General features: G+C 72.7%; 23 protein-coding genes. 10 read left to right on the top strand and 13 right to left on the bottom strand.

What is annotated here, in order from left to right:
• Positions 1-199 precede the first annotated feature (199 nt).
• Together AB0M43_RS11850 and AB0M43_RS11845 are read left to right on the top strand one after the other, a co-directional pair.
• Entirely contained in the window at positions 200-1,288 is a 1,089-nt protein-coding gene (locus AB0M43_RS11850) for a hypothetical protein (protein WP_363723641.1), read from the top strand.
• The gene (locus tag AB0M43_RS11845) at positions 1,288-2,814 is read left to right on the top strand and encodes an alkaline phosphatase D family protein (protein ID WP_363723639.1); all 1,527 of its coding nucleotides are present in this window, start codon (positions 1,288-1,290) and stop codon (positions 2,812-2,814) included. The genes AB0M43_RS11850 and AB0M43_RS11845 overlap by 1 nt, the downstream gene beginning before the upstream one ends.
• Positions 2,815-2,883: 69 nt before the next feature.
• Here AB0M43_RS11845 and AB0M43_RS11840 read toward each other — a convergent pair whose 3' ends face one another.
• Both AB0M43_RS11840 and AB0M43_RS11835 read right to left on the bottom strand, forming a co-directional pair.
• Positions 2,884-4,533, bottom strand: coding sequence for an FAD-binding dehydrogenase (locus AB0M43_RS11840; RefSeq protein WP_363723637.1), 1,650 nt, complete (start codon positions 4,531-4,533; stop codon positions 2,884-2,886).
• Between the two features lie 67 nt (positions 4,534-4,600).
• Positions 4,601-5,365, bottom strand: coding sequence for a phosphotransferase (locus AB0M43_RS11835; protein ID WP_363723635.1), 765 nt, complete (start codon positions 5,363-5,365; stop codon positions 4,601-4,603).
• A gap of 262 nt (positions 5,366-5,627) precedes the next feature.
• Between AB0M43_RS11835 and AB0M43_RS11830 the strand changes: the two genes are divergently transcribed.
• The 3 genes from AB0M43_RS11830 (at position 5,628) to AB0M43_RS11820 (ending at position 9,954) form a co-directional block, all read left to right on the top strand.
• Complete coding sequence (locus tag AB0M43_RS11830) at positions 5,628-7,064, top strand: sigma-70 family RNA polymerase sigma factor (protein ID WP_363723633.1); 1,437 nt, start codon at positions 5,628-5,630, stop codon at positions 7,062-7,064.
• A 32-nt stretch (positions 7,065-7,096) separates the two neighbouring features.
• Positions 7,097-8,275: a helix-turn-helix domain-containing protein gene (locus AB0M43_RS11825; protein WP_363723630.1), complete on the top strand. Its 1,179-nt coding sequence runs from the start codon at positions 7,097-7,099 to the stop codon at positions 8,273-8,275.
• A gap of 173 nt (positions 8,276-8,448) precedes the next feature.
• On the top strand, positions 8,449-9,954 hold the full coding sequence (locus AB0M43_RS11820; RefSeq protein WP_363723628.1) for an RtcB family protein: 1,506 nt from the start codon (positions 8,449-8,451) through the stop codon (positions 9,952-9,954).
• A gap of 152 nt (positions 9,955-10,106) precedes the next feature.
• Here the strand turns inward: AB0M43_RS11820 and AB0M43_RS11815 are convergent, their stop codons facing one another.
• A complete protein-coding gene (locus tag AB0M43_RS11815) occupies positions 10,107-10,829 on the bottom strand; it encodes an SOS response-associated peptidase (protein ID WP_363723626.1) in 723 nt (240 codons plus the stop codon).
• A gap of 10 nt (positions 10,830-10,839) precedes the next feature.
• On the bottom strand, positions 10,840-14,091 hold the full coding sequence (locus AB0M43_RS11810) for a hypothetical protein (protein WP_363723625.1): 3,252 nt from the start codon (positions 14,089-14,091) through the stop codon (positions 10,840-10,842).
• Between the two features lie 78 nt (positions 14,092-14,169).
• On the opposite strand from AB0M43_RS11810, the gene AB0M43_RS11805 reads away from it, so the two are divergent.
• The gene (locus AB0M43_RS11805) at positions 14,170-14,595 is read left to right on the top strand and encodes a VOC family protein (protein ID WP_363723624.1); all 426 of its coding nucleotides are present in this window, start codon (positions 14,170-14,172) and stop codon (positions 14,593-14,595) included.
• A gap of 124 nt (positions 14,596-14,719) precedes the next feature.
• Here the strand turns inward: AB0M43_RS11805 and AB0M43_RS11800 are convergent, their stop codons facing one another.
• The 6 genes from AB0M43_RS11800 to AB0M43_RS11775 form a co-directional block, all read right to left on the bottom strand.
• The gene (locus AB0M43_RS11800; protein WP_363723622.1) at positions 14,720-15,592 is read right to left on the bottom strand and encodes a Gfo/Idh/MocA family oxidoreductase; all 873 of its coding nucleotides are present in this window, start codon (positions 15,590-15,592) and stop codon (positions 14,720-14,722) included.
• A complete protein-coding gene (locus AB0M43_RS11795) occupies positions 15,589-16,287 on the bottom strand; it encodes a hypothetical protein (RefSeq protein WP_363723620.1) in 699 nt (232 codons plus the stop codon). The genes AB0M43_RS11800 and AB0M43_RS11795 overlap by 4 nt, the downstream gene beginning before the upstream one ends.
• Positions 16,288-16,296: 9 nt before the next feature.
• Entirely contained in the window at positions 16,297-17,598 is a 1,302-nt protein-coding gene (locus tag AB0M43_RS11790; protein WP_363723618.1) for a GH1 family beta-glucosidase, read from the bottom strand.
• 171 nt (positions 17,599-17,769) lie between these two features.
• Positions 17,770-18,240, bottom strand: a complete 471-nt coding sequence (locus tag AB0M43_RS11785; protein ID WP_363723616.1) for a DNA starvation/stationary phase protection protein — start codon at positions 18,238-18,240, stop codon at positions 17,770-17,772.
• 83 nt (positions 18,241-18,323) lie between these two features.
• Positions 18,324-18,689 (bottom strand): DUF3037 domain-containing protein, encoded by a 366-nt coding sequence (locus AB0M43_RS11780; protein WP_363723615.1) that lies wholly within the window; start codon positions 18,687-18,689, stop codon positions 18,324-18,326.
• Positions 18,686-19,429: a HipA family kinase gene (locus AB0M43_RS11775; RefSeq protein ID WP_363723613.1), complete on the bottom strand. Its 744-nt coding sequence runs from the start codon at positions 19,427-19,429 to the stop codon at positions 18,686-18,688. The genes AB0M43_RS11780 and AB0M43_RS11775 overlap by 4 nt, the downstream gene beginning before the upstream one ends.
• Positions 19,430-19,564: 135 nt before the next feature.
• Here AB0M43_RS11775 and AB0M43_RS11770 point away from each other — a divergent pair, with 135 nt between their 5' ends.
• Positions 19,565-20,713 (top strand): acyl-CoA dehydrogenase family protein, encoded by a 1,149-nt coding sequence (locus tag AB0M43_RS11770; protein WP_363723611.1) that lies wholly within the window; start codon positions 19,565-19,567, stop codon positions 20,711-20,713.
• A 92-nt stretch (positions 20,714-20,805) separates the two neighbouring features.
• On the opposite strand, the gene AB0M43_RS11765 is transcribed toward AB0M43_RS11770, so the two are convergent.
• Complete coding sequence (locus tag AB0M43_RS11765; protein WP_363723609.1) at positions 20,806-21,378, bottom strand: dihydrofolate reductase family protein; 573 nt, start codon at positions 21,376-21,378, stop codon at positions 20,806-20,808.
• 170 nt (positions 21,379-21,548) lie between these two features.
• Here AB0M43_RS11765 and AB0M43_RS11760 point away from each other — a divergent pair, with 170 nt between their 5' ends.
• Both AB0M43_RS11760 and AB0M43_RS11755 read left to right on the top strand, forming a co-directional pair.
• Positions 21,549-21,872 (top strand): hypothetical protein, encoded by a 324-nt coding sequence (locus AB0M43_RS11760; protein ID WP_363723607.1) that lies wholly within the window; start codon positions 21,549-21,551, stop codon positions 21,870-21,872.
• Between the two features lie 126 nt (positions 21,873-21,998).
• Positions 21,999-22,922, top strand: coding sequence for a hypothetical protein (locus AB0M43_RS11755; protein ID WP_363723605.1), 924 nt, complete (start codon positions 21,999-22,001; stop codon positions 22,920-22,922).
• Between the two features lie 4 nt (positions 22,923-22,926).
• Here AB0M43_RS11755 and AB0M43_RS11750 read toward each other — a convergent pair whose 3' ends face one another.
• A complete protein-coding gene (locus tag AB0M43_RS11750) occupies positions 22,927-23,577 on the bottom strand; it encodes a response regulator transcription factor (RefSeq protein WP_363723603.1) in 651 nt (216 codons plus the stop codon).
• Positions 23,578-23,858: 281 nt separating this feature from the next.
• On the bottom strand, positions 23,859-24,515 hold the full coding sequence (locus AB0M43_RS11745; RefSeq protein WP_363723601.1) for a class I SAM-dependent methyltransferase: 657 nt from the start codon (positions 24,513-24,515) through the stop codon (positions 23,859-23,861).
• A 104-nt stretch (positions 24,516-24,619) separates the two neighbouring features.
• Between AB0M43_RS11745 and AB0M43_RS11740 the strand changes: the two genes are divergently transcribed.
• On the top strand, positions 24,620-25,069 hold the full coding sequence (locus tag AB0M43_RS11740) for an Lrp/AsnC family transcriptional regulator (RefSeq protein WP_363723599.1): 450 nt from the start codon (positions 24,620-24,622) through the stop codon (positions 25,067-25,069).
• Positions 25,070-25,073: the final 4 nt, after the last annotated feature.

The following is a 25,073-nucleotide window of genomic DNA, read 5'->3' as shown; positions in this document are numbered from 1 at the left end:
CCTTCGACGAACGTGCGGGGGTCGGCCCATCCACGGGCCGGCCCCCGCACGCGTGTGCGCGGCGCACGTGTGCACAGGATGGCCGGATCCGCGCCTGGCTACCCGACAGTTGTTCATACAACGTTGACCGACAGGGAATTGAACAGCGTCCATCACCCCTGGAAGCTGGGATGAGTTCACCTCTACTGTCGGAGATGCTGTGCACACAACTCCCAACCTTCTCGTCAATCCGGGGGCCGAGTCCGGCTCCAGCGGCTGGACCAGCCTCCAGGGCGCCATGGCCGTCACCAGGTACGACGCGGGCGGCGGCTACCCCACCCCGACCGACCCCGGCCCGCCCGACCGGGGCACCGCGTTCTTCACCGGCGGGACGGCCGCGAAGTCCCGCGCCTCCCAGGACGCGACCCTGCCGAACACCGCCGAGATCGACGCCGGCCAGGCGCAGTACACCCTGAGTGGTTGGTTGGGGGGTTGGTCCTCGCAGGCCGACGACGCGTCGCTGACCGCCGAGTTCCTGTCCGCGTCGAACCAGGTGCTGGCCACGGCCGCGATCGGCCCGGTCACCCCGGCCGACCGGGGCAACGCCACCGGCCTGTGGGCGCGCACCGCGACCGGGGCCGTGCCCGCCGGCAGCCGCACGGCCCGCCTGACCCTGGTGTTCACCCGCTCCGGGGGCTCCTCCAACGACGGGTACGCCGACGGCCTGTCCCTGACCCTCACGATCGGCGGTCCGACGGTGTCCAACCTGATCGTCAACGGCTCCGGCGAGGCCGGCCCGGGCGGCACGGGCACGCCGAGCGCGCAGATCCCCGGCTGGACGACCGTCGAGGGCGCGGCGGCCGTGGTCAAGTACGGCACGTCCGGCTACCCGACGACCAGCGACCCCGGCCCGTCGGACCGGGGCACCAACTTCCTCACCGGCGGCAACTCCGTCCGCACCCGGCTCGCGCAGCTGGTCACGCTGCCGGGGACGGCCGACATCGACGCCGGGCGGTCCCGGTTCACGTTCGGCGGCTGGCTCGGCGGCTACGCGACCCAGAACGACGGCGTCCGGCTGTCCGTGGAGTTCCTGCCGGCCGACGGGCCCCCGCTCGGCGTGGTCGTCCTCGGCCCCGTGACCGCCGCCGAGCGGAGCAGCAGGTCGGGTCTGCTCCAGCGCACCGCCCAGGGCACCGTGCCCCCGGGCAGCCGGACCGCCCGGGTCCTGCTCCTGTTCACCCGCGACGGTTCCGGCACGGCCAACGACGGGTACGCCGACGCCCTCCACCTCACCATCGGAGCAGCCTGATGACCGTCCACCGTCGTGACCTCCTCCGGGGCGCGCTCGCCGCCGGGGCCATGGGCGCGGCCTGGCCGCTGATGCCGAACCTCGGCCCGGCCGCCGCGCACGCCGCCGCGGCCGCGCTCGGGGCCAGCTGGGACCCCGCGCCGTTCACCCTGGGCGTCGGCTCCGGCGACCCGCTGCCCACCAGCGTCGTGCTGTGGACCCGGCTGGCCCCCGAGCCGCTCGCCGACGTCCAGCCCCTCGCGGACATCGTGCAGGTCGACTGGGCGGTGGCCACCGACCCGGGCATGACCCAGGTCGTGGCCTCGGGTTCGGTGGCGGCGAGCGTGCTGCTCGGGCACAGCGTGCACGTGCCGGTGCGCGGCCTCGGCGCCGGGCAGCGCTACCACTACCAGTTCTCGGCGCTCGGCAAGAAGAGCGTCGTCGGGCGGACCAGGACGGCTCCGGTCGGGGCGCTGAACAAGGTGCGGTTCGCGTCGCTGAACTGCCAGAACTACCAGTCCGGCGAGTACTCCGGCATGCGGGAGATCGCCGCCGACGCCAACCTCGACTTCGTCGTGCACCTGGGCGACTACACCTACGAGGGCACGGAGCTGGGCACCCAGTACACCCTGAACGACTACCGCAAGGCGCAGGCCCTCTACAAGGGTGACCCGCTGCTGCGCGCCGCGCACGCCGCCCACCCGTGGTTCCTCACCTGGGACGACCACGAGGTGGTCAACGACTACTCGGGCTCGGCCGGGGGAGCGCCGTTCGTGGCGCGCCGGGCGGCGGCCTACCAGGCCTGGTACGAGAACATGCCGCTGCGGATCGACGGCGCCGACTCCGCGCTGCCCGACCCGCAGATCTACCGGTACCGGCAGTGGGGCGACCTGCTCGAACTCGTCGTCCTGGACCTGCGCCAGTACCGTTCCGCGCAGAACGTCACCAGCGGCACGATCCTCGGCGCGGCCCAGAAGAACTGGCTGATCGACAAGATCGAGCACCGCTCGGGCGGCTGGCACTGCTGGGCCAACTCGATCATGCTCGGCCAGCTGCGCTCGGGCCCGGGCGGCGGCTACATGTTCACCGACCAGTGGGACGGGTTCCTCGCCGAGCGCAAGGACATCCTGACCCGGGCGCACCAGGCCGGGCTCGCCGACTTCGTGACCGTCACGGGCGACTGGCACAGCGCGTTCGTGCAGGACCTGCGGCCGGACTTCGACGACACGTCCTCGCCGGTGATCGGCACCGAGTTCGTGGCGCACTCCATCACGTCGAGCGCGTACTCGTCCTCGTGGAACGCGACCAACGGGCCGAAGATGGGCGCCGGCAACCCGCACCTGCAGTACTTCGAGGGCAACCGGTACGGCTACGACCTGTACGAGGTGACCCCGCAGCGCTGGACCACCCACATGCGGGTCACCGCGGACCGCGCGGACCCGAACGCCGCGATGAGCACGGTGTCCACCTGGCACGTGGACCGGGGCCGGGTCGGCGCGTACGAGGACCCGGGGACGAAGGGGCTGCCGGCGCAGTACCGGCGGTAGCGTGGTGGCGGCCGTCCCCGTGGGCCGGCCGCCACCTGTCCGGACCGGCCCCACGTCCGGTCCGGGCGCCTACCCCGTGGCCTCCGCCGCCGCCCGCCCCGCCGTCCGTCCGGTGAACAGGCACCCGCCGAGGAACGTGCCCTCCAGCGACCGGTACCCGTGCACGCCGCCGCCGCCGAAGCCGCTGACCTCCCCGGCCGCGTACACCCCGGGCAGGGGTGTCCCGTCGGCGCGCAGGACCCGCGAGGACAGGTCCGTCTGGAGCCCGCCCAACGACTTGCGGGTCAGGATGTGCAGCCGGACCGCGATCAGTGGCCCGGCCTTGGGATCGAGGATCCGGTGCGGGGTGGCGACCCGCACGAGCTTGTCGCCCCGGTAGTTGCGCGCCCCGCGCAGGGCTGTGACCTGCAGATCCTTGGTGAACGTGTTGGCCATCTCCCGGTCGCGGGCCACGATCTGGCGTTCCAGGTCGGCGAGGTCGATCAGCGGGGTGTCGGTGAGCCTGTTCATGCCGGCGACGAGTTCGGGCAGGGTGTCGGCGACCACGAAGTCCGGGCCGTGCTTCTTGAACGCCTCGACCGGGCCGGGGGCGCCGGGCAGCACCCGCTTCAGTACCTGTCGGATGCTCTTGCCCGTCAGATCGGGGTTCTGCTCGGAACCCGAGAGCGCGAACTCCTTCTCGATGATCTTCTGGGTGAGCACGAACCACGTGTACTCGTGCCCGGTGCCCATGATGTGCTCCAGGGTGCCGAGCGTGTCGAACCCGGGGAACAGCGGCACCGGCAGCCGCTGGCCGGTCGCGTCGAACCACAGCGAGGACGGCCCGGGCAGGATCCGGATGCCGTGCCGCGCCCAGATCGGGTCCCAGTTGGTGATGCCCTCGGTGTAGTGCCACATCCGGTCCTCGTTGACCAGGTGCCCGCCGGCCGCGCCGGTGATCGCGAGCATCCGGCCGTCCACGTGCGCGGGCACCCCGGACAGCATGTGGGCCGGCGGCGTGCCGAGCCGGGCGGGCCACTGCTTGCGGACCAGGTCGTGGTTGCCGCCGATCCCGCCGCTGGTCACGATCACGGCCTGGGCCCGCAGCGCGAACTCGCCCGTCCCGACCCGCGAACTCGGCTCGCCCCTGAGCGCGGCGCTGGGCTCCAGGACCGTGCCGCGCATCCCGTCGACCACGCCGCCGGTGACGGTCAGCTCGTCCACCCGGTGCCGGAACCGCAACGTGACCAGGCCCTTGTCCACCCCGGCCCGGACCCGGCGCTCGAACGGCGCGACCACCCCGGGGCCGGTGCCCCAGGTGACGTGGAACCGGGGCACCGAGTTGCCGTGCCCGGTGGCCGTGTAGCCGCCGCGCTCGGCCCAGCCGACCACGGGGAAGAACCCGATGCCCTGTTGCCGCAGCCAGGCCCGCTTCTCGCCGGCCGCGAAGTCGACGTAGGCCTCCGCCCAGCGCCGGCCCCAGTCGTCGGTGTCCCGGTCGAAGCCGGCGCTGCCCTGCCAGTCCTGCCAGGCGAGGTCGCGCGAGTCGCGGATCCCCATCCGGCGCTGCTCGGGCGAGTCGACGAGGAACAACCCGCCGAACGACCAGTGCGCCTGCCCGCCGAGGTTGGACTCCGGCTCCTGGTCGAGCAGGATCACCGACCGGCCGGCGTCGGCCAGCTCGGCGGCGGCGGCCAGTCCGGCGAGGCCGGCTCCCACGACAATGACGTCAGCGTCCATGCGCACGAGCCTGGACCCGGCGGCCCCGCGAAGCAAGCACCGTGCGCACAAACCCCCAACCGATTTATCAGGTACTGACAAAGAGGGTCAGGACCCGGGCCGCCTGCCGTTCGAGGGTGCCGGGCGGGTTGCGGGCCGCCGCGCGGCCACCCGGCAGCAGCAGGTGCAGCCAGAACGCGGCGAACAGCCGGCGCCCGGCGAGCAACCGGTCGGGATCGGGGTCGAAACCGGCCAGGAACCCCGACCAGTCCGTGGCCCGCGCCTCCAGGTGCTCCACCAGGTCCGCGAGCTCGATCTCCGGATCCGACCGGCCCGCGTCCTCGAAGTCGACGATCCGGACCCGTTCGCCGTCCCACAGGTAGTTGGCGAGGTTCGGGTCCGCGCCGCCGAGCACCTCGGTGTGGCCCGGCCCGAACTTCGCGTCCCGCAGCCAGGCCCGCGCCACGTCGTACGCCTCCCCGGCCGGGCCCGCGGGCCGGTCGGCGGCGGCGAGGCGGTCCGCGACGGCCGCGGCGAACTCGTCGGGGGCGTCGCGGCGGGGCGGCAGGTCCGCGCACGGCACCGACCACAGTGTCCGGAGCGCCGCCGCCAGCCCGTCGAGCTCGGCCGGCGACAGCGCCCCCGTCAACGGCCGCCCGGGCAGCAGGCTCATCGTCACCGTCGGCGGGTCCGCGTCGAGGTCGGCGGACACCGGGACCGGGGCCAGGTCCCGGGTGTGCGCGTGCACCTGGGACAGCACGGCCCACTCCCGGCGGTGCTCGTCGCGGTCCCAGGACAGGTACCTCTTCGTGAGCAGGCCGCCGCTGGCGAGCACCTCGTGGGTCGGGGACATCCGGCCGACATTAGACGCGCCGCGCCGGCCCTGCCACCCCGGGAGGCCGGCTCACCCACCGGCGGGCACGTCCGCCCAGGTGACCCCTTCGCGCACGCGGCGGCCCGAATCGCCGATATCGGTTAAGTCAGTCATGGCTGCCGTGCGGGGCCGCGATCGGGCCCCGACTGAAAACTGAAAAAGAAGTTGGCGCACTGGGCGTAATCCCGGGGCCCGTCACACGACGTAGTGTCGACGACCGTAACGAGCCGGGAGGTACCAGATGCAGACCGACGCGTCACTGGCCACCGCCGCGTCCTTCGGGGACCGCGGCGCGTTTGGCGAACTGTATGCCCGTCACTCTCCGGAGTTGCTGGGCTTCGTCACGCGACTGACGGGCGACCGGCACCTCGCGGAGGACGTGGTCCAGGACTGCTTCCTGGTCGCCTGGCGCGACCTGTCCGGCCTGCGCGACCCGGCGGCCGTGAAATCGTGGCTGTTCGGCATCGCCTACCGGCGCGCGATGGAGCAGTTCCGGCACGCCGGCCCGACCCCCGTCGCCGACGTCCCGGACGTGGTCGACCACGCGCCCGGCGCCAACCCGGACACCGTCGCCGAACAGCGCGAGGCCGCCGCCCTGGTCTGGACCGCCGCCCAGGGCCTCGAACCCCGCCAGCGCGCCGTCCTGGAACTGTCCGTCCGCTGGGACCTGTCCAGCGCCGAGATCGGCCAGGTGCTCGGCGTCGGCCGCGCGCACGCCTCCGTCCTCGTGCACCGGACCCGCTCGGCCCTCGGCAACGCCGTCCGCACCCTGCTCGTCGCGCGCCAGCACGGCCGGTGCGACGGCCTCGACGCCCTGGTGGAGCGCAGCTCCCGGCTCTCCGCCCGGCAGCGCTCCAGTGTGGACCACCACATCCGGCGCTGCGCCGCGTGCCGGGGACTCGGCGCCCGGGTCGGCTCGGCCACCCTCCTCATCGCCCTGTACGCCGCCGCCGACGCCGCCCTGTCCGGCCCCGGCGGCACCCCGGTACCCGTCGCCGCCCGGACCCCGCTCGCCGAGAACGCCGCCGCCCGGCACGCCAGCCCGAGCCGCAACGGCCTGGTCGGCGCGGCCTCCGCCGTCGCGATCGTGCTCGCCCTCGGCGGCGTCGGCGCCTACGCCCTGCGTCCCGGCCAGAACGGCGCCGCCAACGCCGGCACCCAGGCCACGGCCCCGGAGGTCCAGGAGGCCCGGATGGACGTGAACCCGACCCCGTCCGTGTCGCCGACCCCGAGCCCCACCCCGAGCCCGAGCCCGACGAAGAAGCCGACCACGGCCCCGCCGAAGCCCGCCGCGACCGGCTCGCTGGAGAACCAGATCCTGGTCCTCGTCAATCAGCGCCGGGCCGAGGCCGGCTGCGGACCCGTGCACTACGACACGAAGCTCGGCAAGGCCGCCTACGACCACAGCGCCGACATGGTGGCCCGCAACTACTTCTCGCACGACACCCCCGACGGCGTCAGCCCCTGGGACCGGGCCAAGGCCGCCGGCTACAACGAGCCGTCCTCGGAGAACATCGCGGCCGGCAACGCCACCGCCGAGGGCACGATGAAGCAGTGGATGAACTCCCCGGGCCACAAGGCGAACATCCTGAACTGCTCGTCCAAGGCGATGGGCGTCGGCCGGGCCACCGGCGGCTCGTACCGCTACTACTGGACCCAGATGTTCGGCTACAAGTAGGCCGCCCCCGCTTGTCAGTGCATGATAAAGCCATGGGTGTACGGGAGCGGCTGGCCGTCCAGCGGGAGGTGTCCGCCGAGCTGGCCGCGATCGGCGAGGAACTGGCTGCCGCCGTCCAGGGCCGGATCCCCGCCTACCAGCGGCTGGCCCCCGCCCAGCTCGCCGAGGTCCGGGCCATCGCCGGCTGGGCGCTGACCCGGGTCGTGGACCTGTGGGTGCGCGACGGCGCGCTCGACGACGCGGACCTGGCCCGGTTCCGGGGGATCGGGGCCGCCCGGGCCGCCGACGGCAGACCCCTGCCGGCCGTGCTGCGCGCCTACCGGGTCGCCGCCACCCTCGCGATCGACATCGTCGTCGGCCGGGGCCGGGGCAGCCTCGACGTCGCCGACACCCTGGCCCTCACCCGGCTGTGGCTCGCCAGCATCGACGCCCTGTCCGAGGCCGTGTACTCCGGCTACACCTCCGCCGCCGAACGCCTCACCGGCGACCGGGGCCGCTCCCTGCGCGAACTCCTCGACGACCTGCTCGTCGGCCGGCAGGCGTCCGCCGGCGCGTGGGCCGACCGGTGCCGCGAGCTGGGCGTCGACATCCCGGCCCGGCCGACCCTGCTGCTCCTCGAACCGGCGGACCCGGCCGGGACGCTCACCGAGGCGGACGGGGTGGACCTGGCCGCCGAGCTGGGGCTGGCGGGGGACGATCCGCGCCGGTACCTGCTGACGGTGCGGGGTCGCCGCCTGGTCCTGCTGCTGCCCGGCTCCGGGAGCGGGGGAGTGGACCCGGCGGTCGCGCGGCGCGCCTGGCACGGCTGCCGGGTGGAGACGACCCTGGTCGAGGCGCCCGCCGGGTACCGGCTCGCGGTCGACGCCCTCGACACCGCCCCCGCGCACGCCCATGACGGCGGCCGGCTCCTCGACACCGGTGACGCGCACCTGCTGGCCCTGCTCGCCGGCCGCCCCGCCGCCCGGCCGGCCGACATCGCGCACCTGGTCCTCGGCCCGCTCGCCGACCCGGGCAACGCGCACCTGCTCGACGGGCTCGACGCGTTCCTCGCCGCCGGCACGGCCACCGGGGCCGCCGAGCACCTGGGCGTGCACCCCCAGACCCTGCGGTACCGGCTGCGCAGGGTGCGCGAGTGCACGGGGCGCGACCCGCGTACCCCCTGGCAGCGTCTGGTTCTGGACGTGGCCCGTCATCTGCTTCAGATCACCTGACCGGCCACTCGACGCCGGGTCGGCCACCCGCCCAGGGACGCCGGGCCGGCCACCCGCCCCGCGACGCCGCGTCGGCCACCCGCCCAGGGACGCCGCTTCGGCCACCGACCTCGGCCCGCGTGGCCGAAAACCGGTGGGGACGTCGCAAACGTCCCGCTACGCTGGGCCGCACCATGACAGCGCACAAGCAGGACCCCCGCCTCGTCCGGACCGACGACAACTGGCTGGAACTCCCCAATCCCTGGGGCGTCCCCGTCGACATCTGCGCGCGCGCCGACGTCCCCGTCGAGTCCAGCGCCGTCGACGAGATCCTCACCGTGCTCCGCACCGCCGAGACCCTCGAACGCCTCACCACCGCCACCGGTCACCCGGCGACGCTCGACCGGGTCGTCCTGACCCCCGACGTCCACAAGGGAGCCGGCATCCCGATCGGCACGGTCCTGCGGACCCGGGGCGCGCTGATCCCGCAGGCCGTCGGCAACGACATCAACTGCGGGATGCGCCTGGAGACCACCACCCTGACCGTGGACGACGTCCGCCCGCGCCTCGACGGTCTCGAACGCCGGCTGCGGCACCTGTTCTTCGAGGGCGGCCGGCAGATCGCCCTGTCCGGCGCGCACCGCGAGGCCCTGCTCCGCGACGGCCTGCCCGGCCTGCTCGCCGAGCCGGACCGGCCCGCCGACGGGATCTGGTCCGCGCTGCGCCCCGGCGACCTGGAGCGCGAGCACCGCATCCACCGGCCGTCCTACCCGACGACCACGGCCGCGCCGTTCGCCGACTGGGTCCGCAGCGCCGGCGGCACCAGCTACGACAGCATCATCGGCAGCGTCGGCGGCGGCAACCACTTCGTGGAGCTGCAGTACGTGGCGGCGGTGCACGACGGCCCGGCCGCCTACGCCTGGGGCCTGACCCCCGGCCGGGTGGTCCTCATGGTGCACAGCGGCTCGCTGTCCCTGGGCCACCAGGCGAACGCGTCGGGCGCCGACCAGGCCCGGGCCGCGTGGCCGGAGGGCATGCCGTTGCCGGACAACAGGATCCTGCCGATGCTCCTCGACGAGCGCACGGCCCCCCGCCTGCGCCGGTACCTGGACTCGTTCGGCAACGCGGCGAACTTCGCCGTCGGCAACCGGTTCTTCCTCGCCCTGATGGCCCGCGCGGGCCTGGCCGCCGAGTGCGGCGACCTCGACGCGAACCTGGTCTACGACGCCCCGCACAACCTGCTCTGGCAGCACGACGACGGCTCCGTGGTGCACCGCAAGGGCGCCACCCCCGCCGGCGGCTACGCGGAGTCCGGCCCCTACGCCCAGTGGGGCGAGCCGGTCATCGTCCCCGGTTCGATGGGCGCGGCGAGCTTCGTGCTCCGCGGCCAGGGCAACGACCGGACCCTGGCCAGCGCCTGCCACGGCGCCGGCCGCCGGGTGCCCCGGGGCGCGTCCGCGAAGGGCAGCGACGCCGAACTCGACGCGTTCCTCCGCGACTTCCGGGTCGTCACCCCGCTCGACCACCGCGACCCGGCCGTGAACCGGCGCTCCGACGTGATGACGGCCTGGCGGCGGGACCTCAAGCAGGAGGCGCCGTGGGCGTACAAGGACATCGGGCCGGTGGTGTCGAGCCTGTCGCACGCCGACGTGGCCGCCCCGGTCGCCGAACTCCGCCCCCTTCTGACGATCAAGGGCTAGACCTCGACGGGTACGCGGGGAGCGCGCCCGATTCCCGCCCCCATGCCCCCGACCGGCGCTCCCGGTCACCGGACCTCGCCCGCGCGTGGCTGCGAGCCGGGGCTGGCGCGGCACTTCACGGTGCCTGGTGCGTGCCCGGGCGGCGGCTGCCCCTAGAACAGGGTCGGGGCCGCTTCCACGTACTCCTCCAGCAGGTGCGGCCCGTTGTTCCGCACACTGTTCACCAGCGTCGACACCGGCCGCGCCACCAGCTCCTCCGTGGACGGTGCCAGGAGTGCACGCAACTCATCCGGATGACTCGGCCCCGTACTGAGCCACGCGTCGAGCGCCCCCGGCCGTACCGTCAGAGGGGTCCGGTCGTGGATGTCCCGCAACTCCCCGGTCGACTCCGTGGTCAGGATCGTCGCGCTCCACCACCACGCGTCAGGGTGCCCGGCCTCCCGGGTCGGGTCCCGCCACAGCTCGTAGAGGGCCGCCAGCCGCAGGGACGCGCCATCGGGCCGGTGCAGGTAGAACGGCTGCTTCACGCCACCGTCCTGACGCCGCCACTCGAAGTACCCGTCGGCGGGGATGACCGCGCGCCGGCTCTTGAACGCCCGGGCGAACGAGGGCTTCTCCGCCGCCGTCTCGATCCGCGCGTTGGACAGCTTCGCCGCGTTCGAGCGGTCCTTCGCCCAGGACGGGACGAGACCCCAGGTCAGGACGCGGAGCTGGCGCTCGGGGACGTCGCCGGGGCGGTCGAGGACGGCGTAGACCTTCTTGGTGGGGGCGATGTTGTAGTCGGGGGCGAGCCGCTCCGACAGCACCGACTGGTCGACGTCGAACTCCACGCCCAGATCCTCAGGCGACCGACTGTTGACGAATCTCCCACACATTCCGCCAACCCTACCGTTCGACCTCGGAGCGGAGAAGCTGCCGGAGGTTGGGCGGAAGCGCGTGCATGTGCTCGATCATGTCAAGTGTCGCGCCGAGAAAGTCAGGGATCGTGTCAAGGGCGGGCGGGCCTGTTTCGGAGAGTTCCGCGATGAGTTCATCCAAGAGCGGCCAGAGTGTGCCGTCCGCCACGTGACGGCTGAGGACCAGAAGGAGCGTGGCTCCGGGGCGCTGGCGGTAGAGCTTGGGATCCCGCAGGTCAGGTACTTTGGTCAGGATCGCGGGTGCACGACAGATCAACAACGCGAGACAGTACGGGTCGAGCGCGCGCGGGTCTCCGTGCCGGAGGAGCCATCGAACGACGACGACGGTTTCGTCGATGTCCCAGCGTTCGGAGTGTGAACTCGCGAGCCAGCACAGCATCTTGGTGACGGCCCGGAGCGCCTCGGGGGCCACGTCGGCAGGCGGAGCCTTGAATATCGGACCGGTGCGCCGGTCATTGGTGGTCGCCTCGGCGAGAATGGTGTCGACCATGCCGTCGAACCAGGCAGTGGCACTCGTCGTGTGGGAGGTGAAATGCGCGCCGTCCCGGACGGCCGTGCCGATCCGTAGTCGCGCGGTGAATGCCGAATCGTCGAGCAGCATGGCATAGCGGACATCGTCGAGCTCGGCGAACACGTCCCGGGAATCTGTGGAGAACACGTGGCCGTCCTCCAGCACAACCACGGACAGCATCGACCGCCATCCCGAGGAGTCGAGTCCCGCCCGCCACAGGGTGACCATTGAGCGCCACTGGGCCAGGCTGTGCTCCGGCCACAAGGCAGCCAGTGCGAAGCCACCCTCTCGTGACAGCGCGAGGCGCAACAGCACCAGATTCGCCCAGAAGGCTGCGAGTTGGCGGACCTGGTCTGGTTCGGAGGGGCGGTAGCCGGCACGTTGCGGCACGATCTGCCGCGACCGGTACCTCCGGATCAGGATTTCCACAGTCCGGATCATTGCCCGTTGCTCGGCTTCCTCCATCTCCGTGACGAGCTGGACGATGAACGTCAGCAGCGGCTGTTGGATCGCGAGCGGCTCGTGGGACAACAGGGCGAACAGCAGATCATCCTGGGGATCACGTTCGCGCCGCCCACCGAACGCCGCGTCCGCGACATCCGCGAGTGTGTCCACCACGTATGCCGCAACCAGATACTCCCCAAAGGTGGCGTGTAGAAACTCGTAGCGTCGCCGGGGTCGTTTCTCGTCTCGGAGCGTTTTCGCCTCGGCCGTGTGCAGGAAGAAGAACTCCCCGAGCACCCGCTGACCCAGCTCATCGGTCCGCAGTCCCTCCGGCAGCGGCACGCCGAGCCCGGTGAGGTCCATCCCCAGCTCTTCCTCGGCGATGTCCTGGCGTCCCCGGTTGAACATGCCGAGTGCTGCGATCGACAGCCTTCGAAGCTGTGCGCCGACTGCCTCGTCCAGTGCGGCACCGACGAGTCTGCCGGGTGCTCGCTTTCGCACTTCCCGGACCGCGAACGTCTGCAGGAGCCGTTGGAGGAGCTGTGCTTCGGACAGCTCGGCGTCGAGCTCGTCGGCGTGGGGATCGGCGCAGTAGAGGGCGAGCATCAGGAGGAGCACCGGCTGCTGGGCGAGGTGGCGCAGTTCCAGGGCCGTGTCGACGGGGACGCCCCGGACCTGTCCGGCCCGGATCTGGTCGGCGTTGGCCTCGTGCCACCCCGCGACCCAGGTCCGGATCTGGCCGTCGTCGAAGGCCTCCAACCGCACGATGGGGGTACCCGTCGGGATCTCCACCCGGTCCGCCACCACGGTCCGTGAGGTGACGACGACGATCACAGGCCGGTCCTGGACGGCCTCGGCGCGCTGGAACTCGGCGACCTCCCGCAGGTACCCGGTGCGGTCGTTGGCCGTGGCCTGCAACAACTCGTCCAGCCCGTCGAGCAGCACCACCCGTACCGTGTCGGCGCTCTGCTCGGCCAGGTCCGACCAGCTGACCCGCTCGTGGGTGACCAGGTCCAGAGCCTCCTGGATCTGCCGGTACACGGGCACGTTGGCCCCGACCCGGCGCAACGGGACGCGCACGACCGTGAACGACGCTGACGGCAGCCGGGCCGCGAGCACCTTGGTCAGCAGCGACTTGCCGGCCCCGGGGTGCCCGAGGAGCAGCAGCGGCAGCCGGGTGGCGTCGGGGGAGACCACGTGCCCGGTGACCAGCAGGTCCACGTCGTCGTGGACCGGGCACTCCTCCCACTGGCTCTCGTCCGCCGGCCGGACGCCCGCTTGGTAGCGGGTCACCCGGTAGCGCGGGTCGACGTAGCTGCGGCCGATCGCGGGGAAGGTGATCCCGCTGTCCAGGCGGGCGGTGTCGGCGTCGATCACGGGCGCGTCCAGAACGCTCCGGTTGGTTCGTCGCAGGGTTTCCAACGGGCCGCCGACCGCCGTGCCCGGCGGTGCGCACAGCCGCAACAGGTCCTCGACCCGCGACAGTGCCCGACCGTGCCCGTTCAGAGCGGCGGCGAGTTCCTGCCGGGTCCCGGCGACGGCGTTGCGGGTGGCGGCGTGTTCGCCGAGACTGGCCCAGATCATGAACTCGGGCACCGTGGCGGCGAGGGTGAGGAAATGCGACCGGTACCGGTCGGCGGCGCGCTCCGCCAGTCTCCCGTCGTCCCATTGGTCGACCTCGGAGGGACTCACGACGGGTCTGTGCAGGTAGGCGAACATCGCTACGTCCAGATGCGACAACTCGTCCGTGACGAAGGCGAGGTTCTCCTCGAACCCCCGCGCGGCGGAGGGCGCGGGGACGGCGGCCTCGTACACCTGGGCGGTGACCCGATCGCCGGACCCTGGCCTGGTGTTCATAGCCAGGCCGGCCAGGGTGCGGTCGGTCAGTGCGAGGCTCCGGTACGCGGGCCGGCCGAGGTGTTCGCGGAGCACCTCGAGGTACGCGGAGATCACGATCGTCGTGTGCGCCGCCACGATCAGCTGGTGCCGCTCGTACCCCCGGGTGCCGGACAGCCGGTCGGAGATCCCGTCCAGGCAGCGGCGCAGTAGCCCGGCGGCTTCGTTCTTCTGGTCCACCCAGCCCCACACGGCCGCCAACACGCCCCCTGCGGCCAGAACCGGCAGCGCGCCCGAGGCGACAGCGCCCACCCCACCGGCCAGGATCGCCCCGCCGAGCGCGGCGTTGATCCGGTCCAGCCAGGGCCGGTCGTGGTGGCCGAGGATCTTCAGCGCGCCGCGCAGGGTGACGGCCGGTTCACGACGCATGCCTACTCCGGGAAAAGGGGGAGAGGACACCGTATCGGAACGGTCCACTGTGCGGAAAACCGTGCCTACGATCGGATCATGACTGAAGTCCGTGAACTGCGCCTCGTCGTCACCGCCGCCGACTACGACGAGGCCCTGCGCTTCTACCGCGACACCCTCGGCCTCCCCGAGCGCGCCGCCTTCTCCTCCCCGGACGGCCGGGTCACGATCCTGGAGGCGGGCGTCGCCACCCTGGAGATCGCCGACCCGGGGCACGCGGAGTTCATCGACGAGGTCGAGGTGGGCCGCCGGGTCGCGGGCCACATCCGGGTCGCCTTCCAGGTCCCGGACTCCCGCGCGACCACGGAGGAACTGGCGAAGGCGGGCGCGACGGTGCTGGCCCCGCCGACCCGCACCCCCTGGAACTCCTTGAACTCCCGCCTGGAGGGCCCGGCCGGCCTGCAACTCACCCTGTTCACGGAACTGGGCGAACTCTCCGCCGACGTGGCCCCCGACCAGCCCTGACGCCAGGGGCGCGCGGTCCCGGGGCCGACGTGGCCGTGTGGTCGCGCAGGGTCGTCCCAGCCTCTCCGAGCGGCCCCAGCGGCAACCTCCGCGGAAGCCGACCGGTCCTCCGCGCAAAAGCGCGTCAGGCCCGGATCGCGGCCTCGGCGTCCGCCAGGATCGCGACCACGTCCCGCCCGAACCGCACATCACACGCATGCCGGGGCGCCGCCAGCCCGGCCTGCCCGATCAGTTCCCCGATCGCCGTCCCGAAGGCGTCGGCCGACGACCCCGGCCGCCCCTCGACGAGCGGCACGGCCCCGTCCGCCCCGTAGTACACGACCTCGTTGACGGGGGTCGGGGCGTCCAGGCTCAGGGACAGGGTGCTGGTCGCGCCGCCGGTGTGCCGGAGCAGCACGTGGCTGATCCCGGCCGCGCCGGCCAGCGCCTCGACCCGGTCGACCGGTCCGAGGACGGGCAGGAGCAGGGACAGGGCGTGCGGGCCGAGGTCCCAGAGGCCGCCGTGTGCGCGCCGCCACGCCGAGTCGGCGTACGGGCCGCCGGGGGTGAAGATCGACGCGTACAGGGTCGCCCGCGCGCTCGCCCACGGCCGGGTCGCCGCGTGCGCGAGGAACTCGGCGACGTTGGCGTGGAACCGGTTGGTGAAGAAGACCACGGACGCCAGCGCGCGGCCGTCGACCTCGGCGACGAGCTGGTCGGCGGCTTCGACGGTGAGCGCGACCGGCTTGTCCAGCAGCAGGTGCCGGCCGGCGCGGGCGGCCCGCAGCGCCAGGTCGCCCTGCACGTCGGGCGGCAGGGCGATGGCCACGGCGTCCACGTCGGCGAGCAGCGCGTCCACGTCGGTGTAGGCCCGGGTGCCGTAGCGGTCGGCGAGGGCCGTGGCCTTGGCGGGGGAGCGGCCCCACACGCCGACGAACTCGACGTCGGGGTGCGCGGCGAGCGCGGCGCCCTGGGTCTCGGCGGCCCAGTGCCCGGTCCCGAACAACCCGAACCTCACGCGCCCTCCCCGGAACCCGAACCCGAACCCGAGCCGGAACCCGAACCCGAGCCGGAACCCGAACCCGAGCCGGAACCCGAACCTGCGCCGGTGCCCGGACCGGCACCCGCGCCGGCACCCGAGTCAGCCCCGGAACCCGAGCCAGAACCCGTACCCGAGCCAGAACCCGCCCCACCATCCACCGCCCCCGGCAGATGGCTCCACACCTCCGCGTCCGTCAGGAACGCCGCCGTGGGCTCCCCCTCCACGACCACCCCGTCCACGCTCAGCGTCCCCGTCCCGCACGGCACGTACACGAGCGTCAGGGCGTTGGAGACCTCCCCCAACGGGTACGCCTCCGCCCGCTCCAGGCTCATCCCCTTCGGCCCCCCGATGGTCACGTCGACACCCCCGCCGGCCGCCCGCAGCCCGACCGCGAGGTCCAGCTCGAAGGTGACGTCCGCGACGGTGACCTCCAGCCCGGCCCAGGGCAGCCCCTTGGTCTCGGTGAAGTGCCGGACGAAGTCGTCGGCGAGCCACCGGCCCAGGTCGGGGTCGGCGCAGACGACCCGGGGCCGGCCGGCGTGCCAGAGGACGAGCGCGTTGCCGGCGCCCCGTTCGGACCAGTCGACCCGCCAGGCGGACGCGAACGCGACCCGTTCGTCGTCCACCGTGAGCATCAGGCAGGGGTTGGCGCAGATCACGCGTACGGTCATGCGGCCAGGTTATCGGGTCGCCAGGCTGCGGAAGAACGCGTAGGAGTCGCGCGGCGTGCGCTCGCCGGTGCCGAAGTCGACCCGGACGAGGCCGAACCGTTGCGCGTACCCCTCGGCCCATTCGAAGTTGTCGAGCAGCGACCAGCAGAAGTATCCCCGGACGTCCACACCGGCGTCGATGGCCGCCCGGAGCGCGGTGAGGTGGCCGGCGAGGTAGTCGACCCGGTCGCGGTCGTCGAGGGTGTCGGGGAAGGAGGCCCCGTTCTCGGTGATGTAGATCGGCGGCAGGTCGTAGCGGTCGCGGAGTTGGAGCAGGAGGTCCGTGAGGCCGGTGGGCACGATGGGCCAGCCGAAGGAGGTGTGCGCGACGCCCTCGTGCTCGGCGAACTCGAAACCGAGGGGGCTGGCGTCGGAGGCGCGTACCAGATGGGGGTTGTAGTAGTTGACCCCGAGGAAGTCCAGGGGCGCGCCGATCACGGCCAGGTCGCCGTCGCGGATCACGTCCGCCGCGCCGGGGAACAGGTCCTCCAGGCCGTCGGGGTAGTGCCCGAGCAGCACGGGGTCGCAGAACACCCGGTTCTGCCAGCCGTCGAGCCGGGCCGCCGCGAGGACGTCGGCGGGGGAGTCGCTGGCGGGCGAGACGGGCGCCAGGTTGTGCGTGATGCCGATGCCGGTCGCGCCCTGGGCCCGCAGCGCGGCCGTGGCGAGCCCGTGGCCGAGCAGCAGGTGGTGCACGGCGGGGAAGCTCCCGTCCAGCAGCGCCTTCCCGGGCGCGTGGATGCCCAGCGTGTACCCGTAGGCGGCGTGCACGAACGGTTCGTTGTGCGTGATCCACAGCTTGACCCGGTCGCCGAGCCGGGCGTGCACGTGCCCCGCGTACTCGGCGAACCGTTCGGCGGTGTCCCGGTGCAGCCAGCCGCCGGCGTCCTCCAGGGCCTGCGGCAGGTCCCAGTGGTAGAGGGTGACGGCCGGGTCGATGCCCCGCGCGCACAGCTCGTCGACGAAGCGTTCGTAGTGGTCGAGGCCGAGCGGGTTGGGCGCGCCGGTGCCGTCGGCCTGGATCCGGGGCCACGCGACGGAGAACCGGTAGGCGTTGGCCCCGAGCCCGTCGAGGAGGTCGATGTCCTCGCGCCAGCGCCGGTAGGAGTCGGTGGCGGTGGCGGCGGTGTCGCCGGTATTGGTGGGGAAGTGGTCCCAGATCGAGGCTCCCCGGCCGTCGGCGGCGAGGGAGCCCTCGATCTGGTACGCGGCGGTCGCGGCGCCCCACCGGAAGCCGTCGGGGAAACGCGGGACCTGCGGCCAGTCGCTCATCCATCAGAGGCTATCGGCCGGCGGCGGCCACCGAAAGACGAAAACTTCTCAAATTTTGGGTACCGGGTCCCGCCGGCCCGATCGGTGCCGCCCGGTCCCGACGCCCTCGCCCGGAGTGTCGGGCGCGCGGCACCGGCCGGCCGGTGCCGCTACGCCGCCCCGCTGGTCCCGCTACGCCGCCTCGGCCTGGAACATCCAGCCCTGCTTCTCCAGCTCGGCCGTGATCCCGATGAACAGGTCCTGCGTCACCGGGTCGGCGTCGCCCGTGGCCGCGATCCGCTGCCGCATCCGCTCGACCACCGCCAGGTACGTCTTCACGAAGCCCGCCACCACGTCGGTGTCGGCGAGCCAGTCGAGCGCGATGTCCGGCACCCCGCTGGTCTGCGCCACGGTGGCCGCCCGGCCGTCCGGGTTCACGCCGATGGCGGAGGCCCGCTCGGCGACCTGGTCGGAGAACAGCCGCGCCGTGGTGACCACCTCGTCGAGCTGGAGGTGCACCGAACGGAAGCTGCGGCCCACGACGTTCCAGTGCGCCTGCTTGGCGACCAGCGACAGGTCGATCAGGTCCACGAGCGCGCCCTGCAACGCCTCGCCGGTGACCGCGCGGGCGTCGTCGGACAGCGCTGAACTGATCTTCGGCATGCTTCCCCCTATGTCGTTGCGGTTGTACCCCTCAGACATACCCGCCCCGGCCGCCGCCGACCCAGTGATCTACCGAACAGGAATCATCCGACGAGGAGTCGCACCAGCCGGTCGAGTTCGGCGCGCGGGTCGGCGGTGAGGCCCAGGTGGGTCGGCCCGGGCTGCACGATCGTGCTGCGGGGCGCGGTCAGCCAGCCGAACCGTTCGCCGAGCGACTTGCCCGCCGCCGGCCCCGCGCCCGCGCAGGTGCCCGCCCAGCCGGCGAGGGCCGCGCGCACCGACTCCAGGTCCAGGGCGGGGGCGAACGCCACGAGCCGGGCCTCGTCCAGCGCGGTCCCGAGGGACAGGAAGTCCCGGCTCTTGCAGAACAGCAGCACGCCGACGTTGACGCACTCGCCGCGTTCGATCCGGGGCACGACCCGGACCAGGGCGTAGGAGAACGGCGTCACGCGGCCAGCTCCGGCAGCCAGGAGGACGTGGTCAGCCGCGCGGTGAGGTGCGCCACGTACGCCTCGCGGACGGCGTCGGCGTCGTCGAACCCGGGCTCGTCGTCGATCCACGCGTCGGGGATCAGCGCGACGATCTCGCGGAGCACCTCGGGCGTGACCTGCGGGGCGAGCCGCTCGTGGGTGCCGGGCAGGTCGCGGGCGTAGGACACCAGGACGTGGTCGTCGGCCTTGAAGGCGCGCTGGACGTGCCGGTCGGCGCGCGGCCAGTTGTGGTGGAAGTACAGCGACGCGCCGTGGTCGATCAGCCACAGCTCCTTGTGCCAGACGATCAGGTTCGGGTTGCGCCAGCTGCGGTCGACGTTCTCGATCAGCGCGTCGAGCCACAGGATCGTGCTGGCCAGCTCGGCGGACGGCGGCAGCACCGCCGGGTCGTACGCCAGGGAGCCGGGCAGGAAGTCCAGGCCCAGGTTCCGGCCGACACTGGCCTTGAGCAGGGCCTGGATCTCCGGGTCGGGCTCGCCCAGCGCGATGGCCAGGTCGAGCTCGACGAACGCGAGGTCGGGCACCCGCAGGCCGAGCCGGCGGGCCAGCTCCCCGCCGATGATCTCGGCCGCGAGGGCCTTGGTACCCTGCCCCGCGCCCCGGAACTTCACCACGTAGGTGCCGAGGTCGTCGGTCTCGAGGAGCCCCGGCAGGGAACCGCCCTCGCGCAGGGGTGTGACGTATCGGATCGCTCTCACCTCAGGAAGCACCCTGAGAGCGTAGAGGACCGGCCGCGGTATTACCCGTCGGTTTCCCGGCCGCGTGGCGGGCCTCCCTAACGAACGTTAAGCTGAGGGTGACACCCTTCAACGATGCCGGGGAGCCTGAGCCCAGTGAACGTCGAGCGAATTCTGCCCACCGAAGAGGCCGAGGCCCTGCTCGGTCTCGCCCAGGAGCTCGCCGACGCCGAGCTGGCGCCGCGCGCGGGCGACTTCGAGGCGCGCGGCGAGTTCCCCCGCGACGTGCTGCGCACCCTGGGCCGCGCCGGCCTGCTGGGCCTGCCGTACGGGGAGAAGTTCGGCGGCGCCGAGCAGCCCTACGAGGTGTACCTCCAGGTGCTGGAGATCCTCGCGTCCCGCTGGCTCACGGTCGCCGAGGCCGTGTCCGTGCACACCCTCGCCTGCTACCCGGTCGCCGCGTTCGGCACCGAGGAGCAGAAGGCCCGGTTCCTGTCGGACGCGATCGGCGGCGAACTCCTCGGCGCGTACTGCCTCTCCGAGCCCGCCGGCGGCTCGGACGCGGCCAACCTGACCACGAAGGCGGTCCGGGACGGCGACGACTACGTGGTCAACGGCACGAAGGCGTGGATCACCCACGCGGGCGTCGCCGACTTCTACAACGTGTTCTCCCGGACCGGCGGCCCCGGCCCGAAGGGCATCTCCTGCCTGTTCGCGGACGCGACCACCCCGGGCCTGGTGCCGCAGAAGCGCGAGAAGACCATGGGGCTCACCGGTTCCCCGGTCGCCCAGGTGGCCTTCGACGACGCCCGGGTGCCGGCCGACCGGCTCGTCGGCGCGGAGGGCATCGGCTTCACGATCGCGATGAGCGCGCTGGACTCGGGCCGGCTCGGCATCGCCGCGTGCGCCGTGGGCCTGGCCCAGGCCGCGCTGGACTACGCGGTGGAGTACGCGAAGGGCCGCCAGCAGTTCGGTACCCGGATCATCGACTTCCAGGGTCTCGGGTTCATGCTCGCGGACATGGCGACCCAGATCTCGGCCGCCCGCGCGCTGTACCTGTCCGTGGCGCGGCTGCGCGACGCCGGCCGGCCCTACAGCGTGGAGGCCGCCAAGGCGAAGCTGTTCGCCACCGACGTGGCCATGAAGGTCACCATCGACGCGGTCCAGGTCCTCGGCGGGTACGGATACGTGCACGACCACCCGGTGGAGCGGTACATGCGCGAGGCGAAGATGCTCCAGATCGTGGAGGGCACCAACCAGATCCAGCGGCTGGTGATCGCCCGGTCGATGGCCGGGAAGCCGTAGCGACCGGGTAGCTCCGGCGCACCCGGCGGGGAAGCGTCGCGGGCCGGCCCGCGCCTCCACCGGCAGGAAGGCGGGCCCCGGGCCGGCGCGCGTCACCCGTCCAGCGGCAGCTCCGGATTCACGGAGTACGTCAGGTACGCGAACTGCCCGCCCCGGGACACGTCCTCCAGCGTCAACCGGTCCGACAGCAGTCGCCGGGGCAGCACGGGTGCCCCGGCGGCGAGGCTGACCGGCGTCACCTGGAGATGGATCTCGTCCAGCAGCCCGTGGTCGGCGAAGTCCCCGACCAGGTCCCCGCCGCCCACCAGCCACACGTTGCGCCCGTTGGCGGCCTCGACCATCGCCGCGTGCACCGGGCGGACGTCCCCCTGGACGAAGGTGATGTCGACGCCGGGCACGGCCGGCAGGTCGCGGTGGGTGAACACCCAGCACGGCACGTCGCCGTACCAGCCGCGCCACTTCTGCGGCTCCCGGAGCAGGTCGAGGTTGTCGAGCATCCACCGGTAGCTGGTCGAGCCCATCGCGAACGCGCCGATCCCGGTGAAGAACTCCGCGAACCGGTCGGGCTCCTGGCGTTCGATCGTCGTCAGCCAGTCGAGCGAGTTGTGCTGGTCGGCGATGAAACCGTCGACGCTGGTCGCCGTGAAGTACTGGGTCCTGGTCACCCGTCCATTCTGCCGCGCGGGTCCCCGGCGGTGGCAGCACAACCTGGGATTTCCCTGGGATCAGCACTGTGAGAAGCATCCATCTTCCAGGCGTTCCCCTGACTATCCACAGTGGATCATACTGTGGTCCGCCGGATCGCCCGGCGAGCACCCACCACTGGAGGATATCCGTGCGCGTCTCTCCCGTAGCCCTCGTGGGCCTGTCCATCGCGACCCTCGGGGCCGCCCTCGCCGTCGCGGCCCCGGCCCAGGCGTCGCCCAGCTACCTGTCCTGCGAGTCCTGGTACAACACGATCGAGTGCAGCGCGAACGGCCCGGCGTCCAGCACGTCGTGGACCGTCAACGGCTCGCACTGGACCGCCTTCGACAACAAGTTCGTCCTGCACTTCTCGTGCGGCCGGGGCACCTACGCGATCAAGTTCACCAAGACCGAGGCCGGCGTCACCACCACCGAGGGCCGCAGCGTGGGCTGCAGCAGCCTCCCGCCGCGCTAGGTCGGGTCGCCCCCCGGCCGCGCGGTCGGGGGGCGCGCCTGGACCCGGGGTCCACGCCGGCCCTGGTACCCCCGCGTGTCCTTTGTCCTATTCCCGCCCGGCAGGGCCATCCATAGCCTGACATCTATGACTCGCCTCATAGAGACAAGACCCGACAACCTTTCCGTGGTACCGAGGCACCGCGGCTGGCTGATCCTCGGCAGCGTCCTGGCCGGGCTCGCCATCGCGGTGGCCTGGTCCGCACAACTCGTCGACCGCGAGATCGGCGGCACCGTGATGAGCACGGCGCTCGGCTCCGACGCCGACGCGGCGATCTCCTCGGGGCTCGCCGGCATCGTGTTCGCGTTCGTCTCCGGGCTCGCGGGCACGTTCACCGCGTGCAACGTGGCCGCCTTCAGCGCCGTCGCCCCGATGCTCGCGCGCGACGAGTCGGTCGGCACCCGGATCGGCACCGTCCTGCGCCCCCTGGGCTTCGTCGCGATCGGCGCGGTGGTCGTCTCCGCCGTGTACGGGGCCGTCGGCGCGCTGGTCGGCACCGGCATGCCCCAGCTGTCCTCCGCCAAGATCGGCGCGGTCAACGTCCGGTCGGTGCAGGCCATCGTGGTCTTCACCGTGCTGGGCCTGATCTTCGTCTGGCTGGGCCTGGCCGCCGTCAAGGTCCTGCCGGACCCGCTCCGGAGACTGTCCGACAACGGCCGGATGATCTTCATGGGCGCGCTGATCGGGGCGTTCCTGATCGGCCGGCCGTTCGGCCTGTTCCGCAAGATGTTCGCCTACGCCGCCGAGACCCACAACCCGCTCTACGGCGCGTCCGCGTTCGTGCTCCAGTCCCTCGGCAACATCGTGGTGATGGCCCTGGTGTTCCTGCTCCTCGCGTACGGCACCCGGGGCCGGTTCGCCCGCTGGTTGGTCGCCGTGCCGTCGCGGGCAGCCGCCGTGACCGCCGCGTCGTTCCTGGTCGGCGGCGTCTTCATGGTCGTGTACTGGGGCGTGCGCGCCGGCTCCCGGTTCGGCTACTGGTGGTTCCCCCAGATGCCCTGGAACTCCTGACCGCCTAGGCGGCGCGCGACGGTGGGGCGGCGGCCCCGGCCACCTGACGGGCCAGGGCCGCCGCCTCGCCCCGGCTGCTCACCCCGAGCTTGTCGAGGATGTTGTGCACGTGGTTCTTCGCGGTCCGGATCTCGATCGACAGCACCCGGGCGACCTCCTTGTTGGACAGGCCCCGGGTGAGCAGGGTCAGCACCTCCAGCTCCCGGGGGGTCAGCGGGGCCGACGGCAGGGCGGGCGGCAGCCGGGCGGCCAGGGCGGCGAGCCGGCGGCCGAGCGCGGCGGCGATCCGGGGCGGGCACAGCAGTTCGTCGCGGGTGACGTGGTCGAGCACGCTCGCCAGGTCCTCGAACGACCCGTCCTTCGGCAGGTACCCGCGCACCCCGGCCTCGACCAGCGCCAGGATCTCCGGCTCGGACTCGGTGACGCCGAGCGCGACGGCCGGCACCCGGTGCGCGGCGAGCAGCCGGACCACCGGCAGCAGCTCGGCCATGGCCGCGTTCACGAGGGCCACGTCGAGGGGGCCGGCGGCGATCCGGCGCGCGACCTGCGCGGGGTCGCACGCGGTGTCCACGGCGGCGATCCGGGACTCGTGGCGCAGCTTGTCGGCGAGCGGTTCGGCGTACAGGCGAGCGTCGTCGACCAGCAGCAGGCGCATCAGTCCACACTCCGGGGGAGGGGAACGAACTTCACGTTTCCGGGGATGGTCACAGATCCCCGCGCGACCGGTCAAGGGACGCCCGCGAAGAGCGCACGCAGGAAGAAGGAAACCCACATCCGTCGGGTACGCCTCCCCGGCGGCACGCGTGGATGGCTCCCGCATGTGCCGCTGCCGGCGGGGAGCCCCGCACGCGCCCGCGACAGTCCGCCGGCACGGCAGCCCGGTGCACGCACCCGCGCGGCGCCCGCTTTCCGGCGGGCGCCGCACGGGTCGGGGCGTTACTTGCGGCGGGCCAGGGTCAGGCCGTCGCCGATCGGCAGGATCACCGAGTCCACCCGGTCGTCGGCGGTGACGAGGTCGTTGAACGCGCGCAGCGCCACGGTGCTCTCGCTGGTGTCGGACGCGTCGATGATCCGTCCGCTCCACAGCGTGTTGTCGACCAGGATCACGCCGCCCGGCCGGATCCGGGGGACGAGCTCGGCCCAGTACGTCGCGTAGCCGGTCTTGTCGGCGTCGATGAACGCGAGGTCGATGGTCGCCTCGGCGGGCAGCGCGGCCAGGGTCTCGGCGGCGGGGGCGATCCGCAGCTCGATCCGGTCGGCGACGCCGGCGCGCTCCCAGTACTTGCGGCCGACGGCCGTCCACTCCTCGCTGATGTCGCAGCAGATCAGGCGGCCGTCGGCGGGCAGCCCCCGGGCGATGGACAGCGCGGACAGGCCGGTGAAGGTCCCGACCTCCACGGCGCTGCGGGCCCCGATCAGCCGGGTCAGGGTGGTGGTGAACGCCGCCTGCTCGGCGGAGATCTGCATCCCGGCGGAGCCGCCGAGGTTGGCCTGGGTCTCCGCGATCAGCTCGGCGACCAGGGGGTCGATGCCGCTGTGCGCGACGATGTAGTCCTGGAGGTTCGCGTCAATGGTGATACTTCTGCTCGACATGGCCTCAGGCTACCTCCGTGGGCGGGCCTGTCCGATGCGGGTCAGTCTCCTAGGATGCACAAGCCACAGTGACCTGGATCGCCGCCACCGGTAACGTCTGCGGCATGGAAGACATCGATCGCGCCATCGTCTCGGCGCTGCGCTCGGACGGCCGGCTGTCCTACACGGATCTGGCCGACCGCGTCGGGCTGTCGGTGTCGGCGGTGCACCAGCGGGTCCGGCGGTTGGAACAACGCAACGTCCTGCAGGGGTACTCGGCCCGGATCGACTACGAGGCCCTCGGCCTGCCGTTGACCGCGTTCGTGGCCATCCGGCCGTTCGACGCGTCCCAGCCCGACGACGCGCCCGAGCGGTTGTCGCACCTGCCCGAGGTCGAGTCCTGCTACTCGGTCGCCGGGGAGGACTTCTACCTGCTCATGGTGCGGGTGGCCAGCCCGACGCACCTGGAGCGCCTGCTCCAGGAGATCCGCACGGCCGCCAACGTGACCACCCGTACGACGGTGGTGCTGTCCACGCCGTACGAGGGCCGGCCGGGGCGGATCGGCCAGGAGTGACCGC

Origin of the sequence: Longispora sp. NPDC051575 (genome assembly GCF_040681875.1) — a bacterium.
Taxonomy (GTDB): domain Bacteria; phylum Actinomycetota; class Actinomycetes; order Mycobacteriales; family Micromonosporaceae; genus Longispora.
Note: the sequence above shows the minus strand (reverse complement) of the source record. Positions and strands in the feature narration are given on the sequence as shown.

Bases quoted from the DNA above. Each gene is read 5' to 3' on its own strand.
- AB0M43_RS11740 (WP_363723599.1), top strand. From the start codon at position 24,620: ATGGAAGACATCGATCGCGCCATCGTCTCGGCGCTGCGCTCGGACGGC.
- AB0M43_RS11790 (WP_363723618.1), bottom strand. From the start codon at position 17,598: ATGAGCGACTGGCCGCAGGTCCCGCGTTTCCCCGACGGCTTCCGGTGG.
- AB0M43_RS11825 (WP_363723630.1), top strand. From the start codon at position 7,097: ATGGGTGTACGGGAGCGGCTGGCCGTCCAGCGGGAGGTGTCCGCCGAG.
- AB0M43_RS11840 (WP_363723637.1), bottom strand. From the start codon at position 4,533: ATGGACGCTGACGTCATTGTCGTGGGAGCCGGCCTCGCCGGACTGGCC.
- AB0M43_RS11795 (WP_363723620.1), bottom strand. From the start codon at position 16,287: ATGACCGTACGCGTGATCTGCGCCAACCCCTGCCTGATGCTCACGGTG.
- AB0M43_RS11750 (WP_363723603.1), bottom strand. From the start codon at position 23,577: ATGCGCCTGCTGCTGGTCGACGACGCTCGCCTGTACGCCGAACCGCTC.
- AB0M43_RS11845 (WP_363723639.1), top strand. From the start codon at position 1,288: ATGACCGTCCACCGTCGTGACCTCCTCCGGGGCGCGCTCGCCGCCGGG.
- AB0M43_RS11785 (WP_363723616.1), bottom strand. From the start codon at position 18,240: ATGCCGAAGATCAGTTCAGCGCTGTCCGACGACGCCCGCGCGGTCACC.
- AB0M43_RS11815 (WP_363723626.1), bottom strand. From the start codon at position 10,829: ATGTGTGGGAGATTCGTCAACAGTCGGTCGCCTGAGGATCTGGGCGTG.
- AB0M43_RS11755 (WP_363723605.1), top strand. From the start codon at position 21,999: ATGACTCGCCTCATAGAGACAAGACCCGACAACCTTTCCGTGGTACCG.
- AB0M43_RS11820 (WP_363723628.1), top strand. From the start codon at position 8,449: ATGACAGCGCACAAGCAGGACCCCCGCCTCGTCCGGACCGACGACAAC.
- AB0M43_RS11830 (WP_363723633.1), top strand. From the start codon at position 5,628: ATGCAGACCGACGCGTCACTGGCCACCGCCGCGTCCTTCGGGGACCGC.
- AB0M43_RS11835 (WP_363723635.1), bottom strand. From the start codon at position 5,365: ATGTCCCCGACCCACGAGGTGCTCGCCAGCGGCGGCCTGCTCACGAAG.
- AB0M43_RS11810 (WP_363723625.1), bottom strand. From the start codon at position 14,091: ATGCGTCGTGAACCGGCCGTCACCCTGCGCGGCGCGCTGAAGATCCTC.
- AB0M43_RS11805 (WP_363723624.1), top strand. From the start codon at position 14,170: ATGACTGAAGTCCGTGAACTGCGCCTCGTCGTCACCGCCGCCGACTAC.
- AB0M43_RS11745 (WP_363723601.1), bottom strand. From the start codon at position 24,515: ATGTCGAGCAGAAGTATCACCATTGACGCGAACCTCCAGGACTACATC.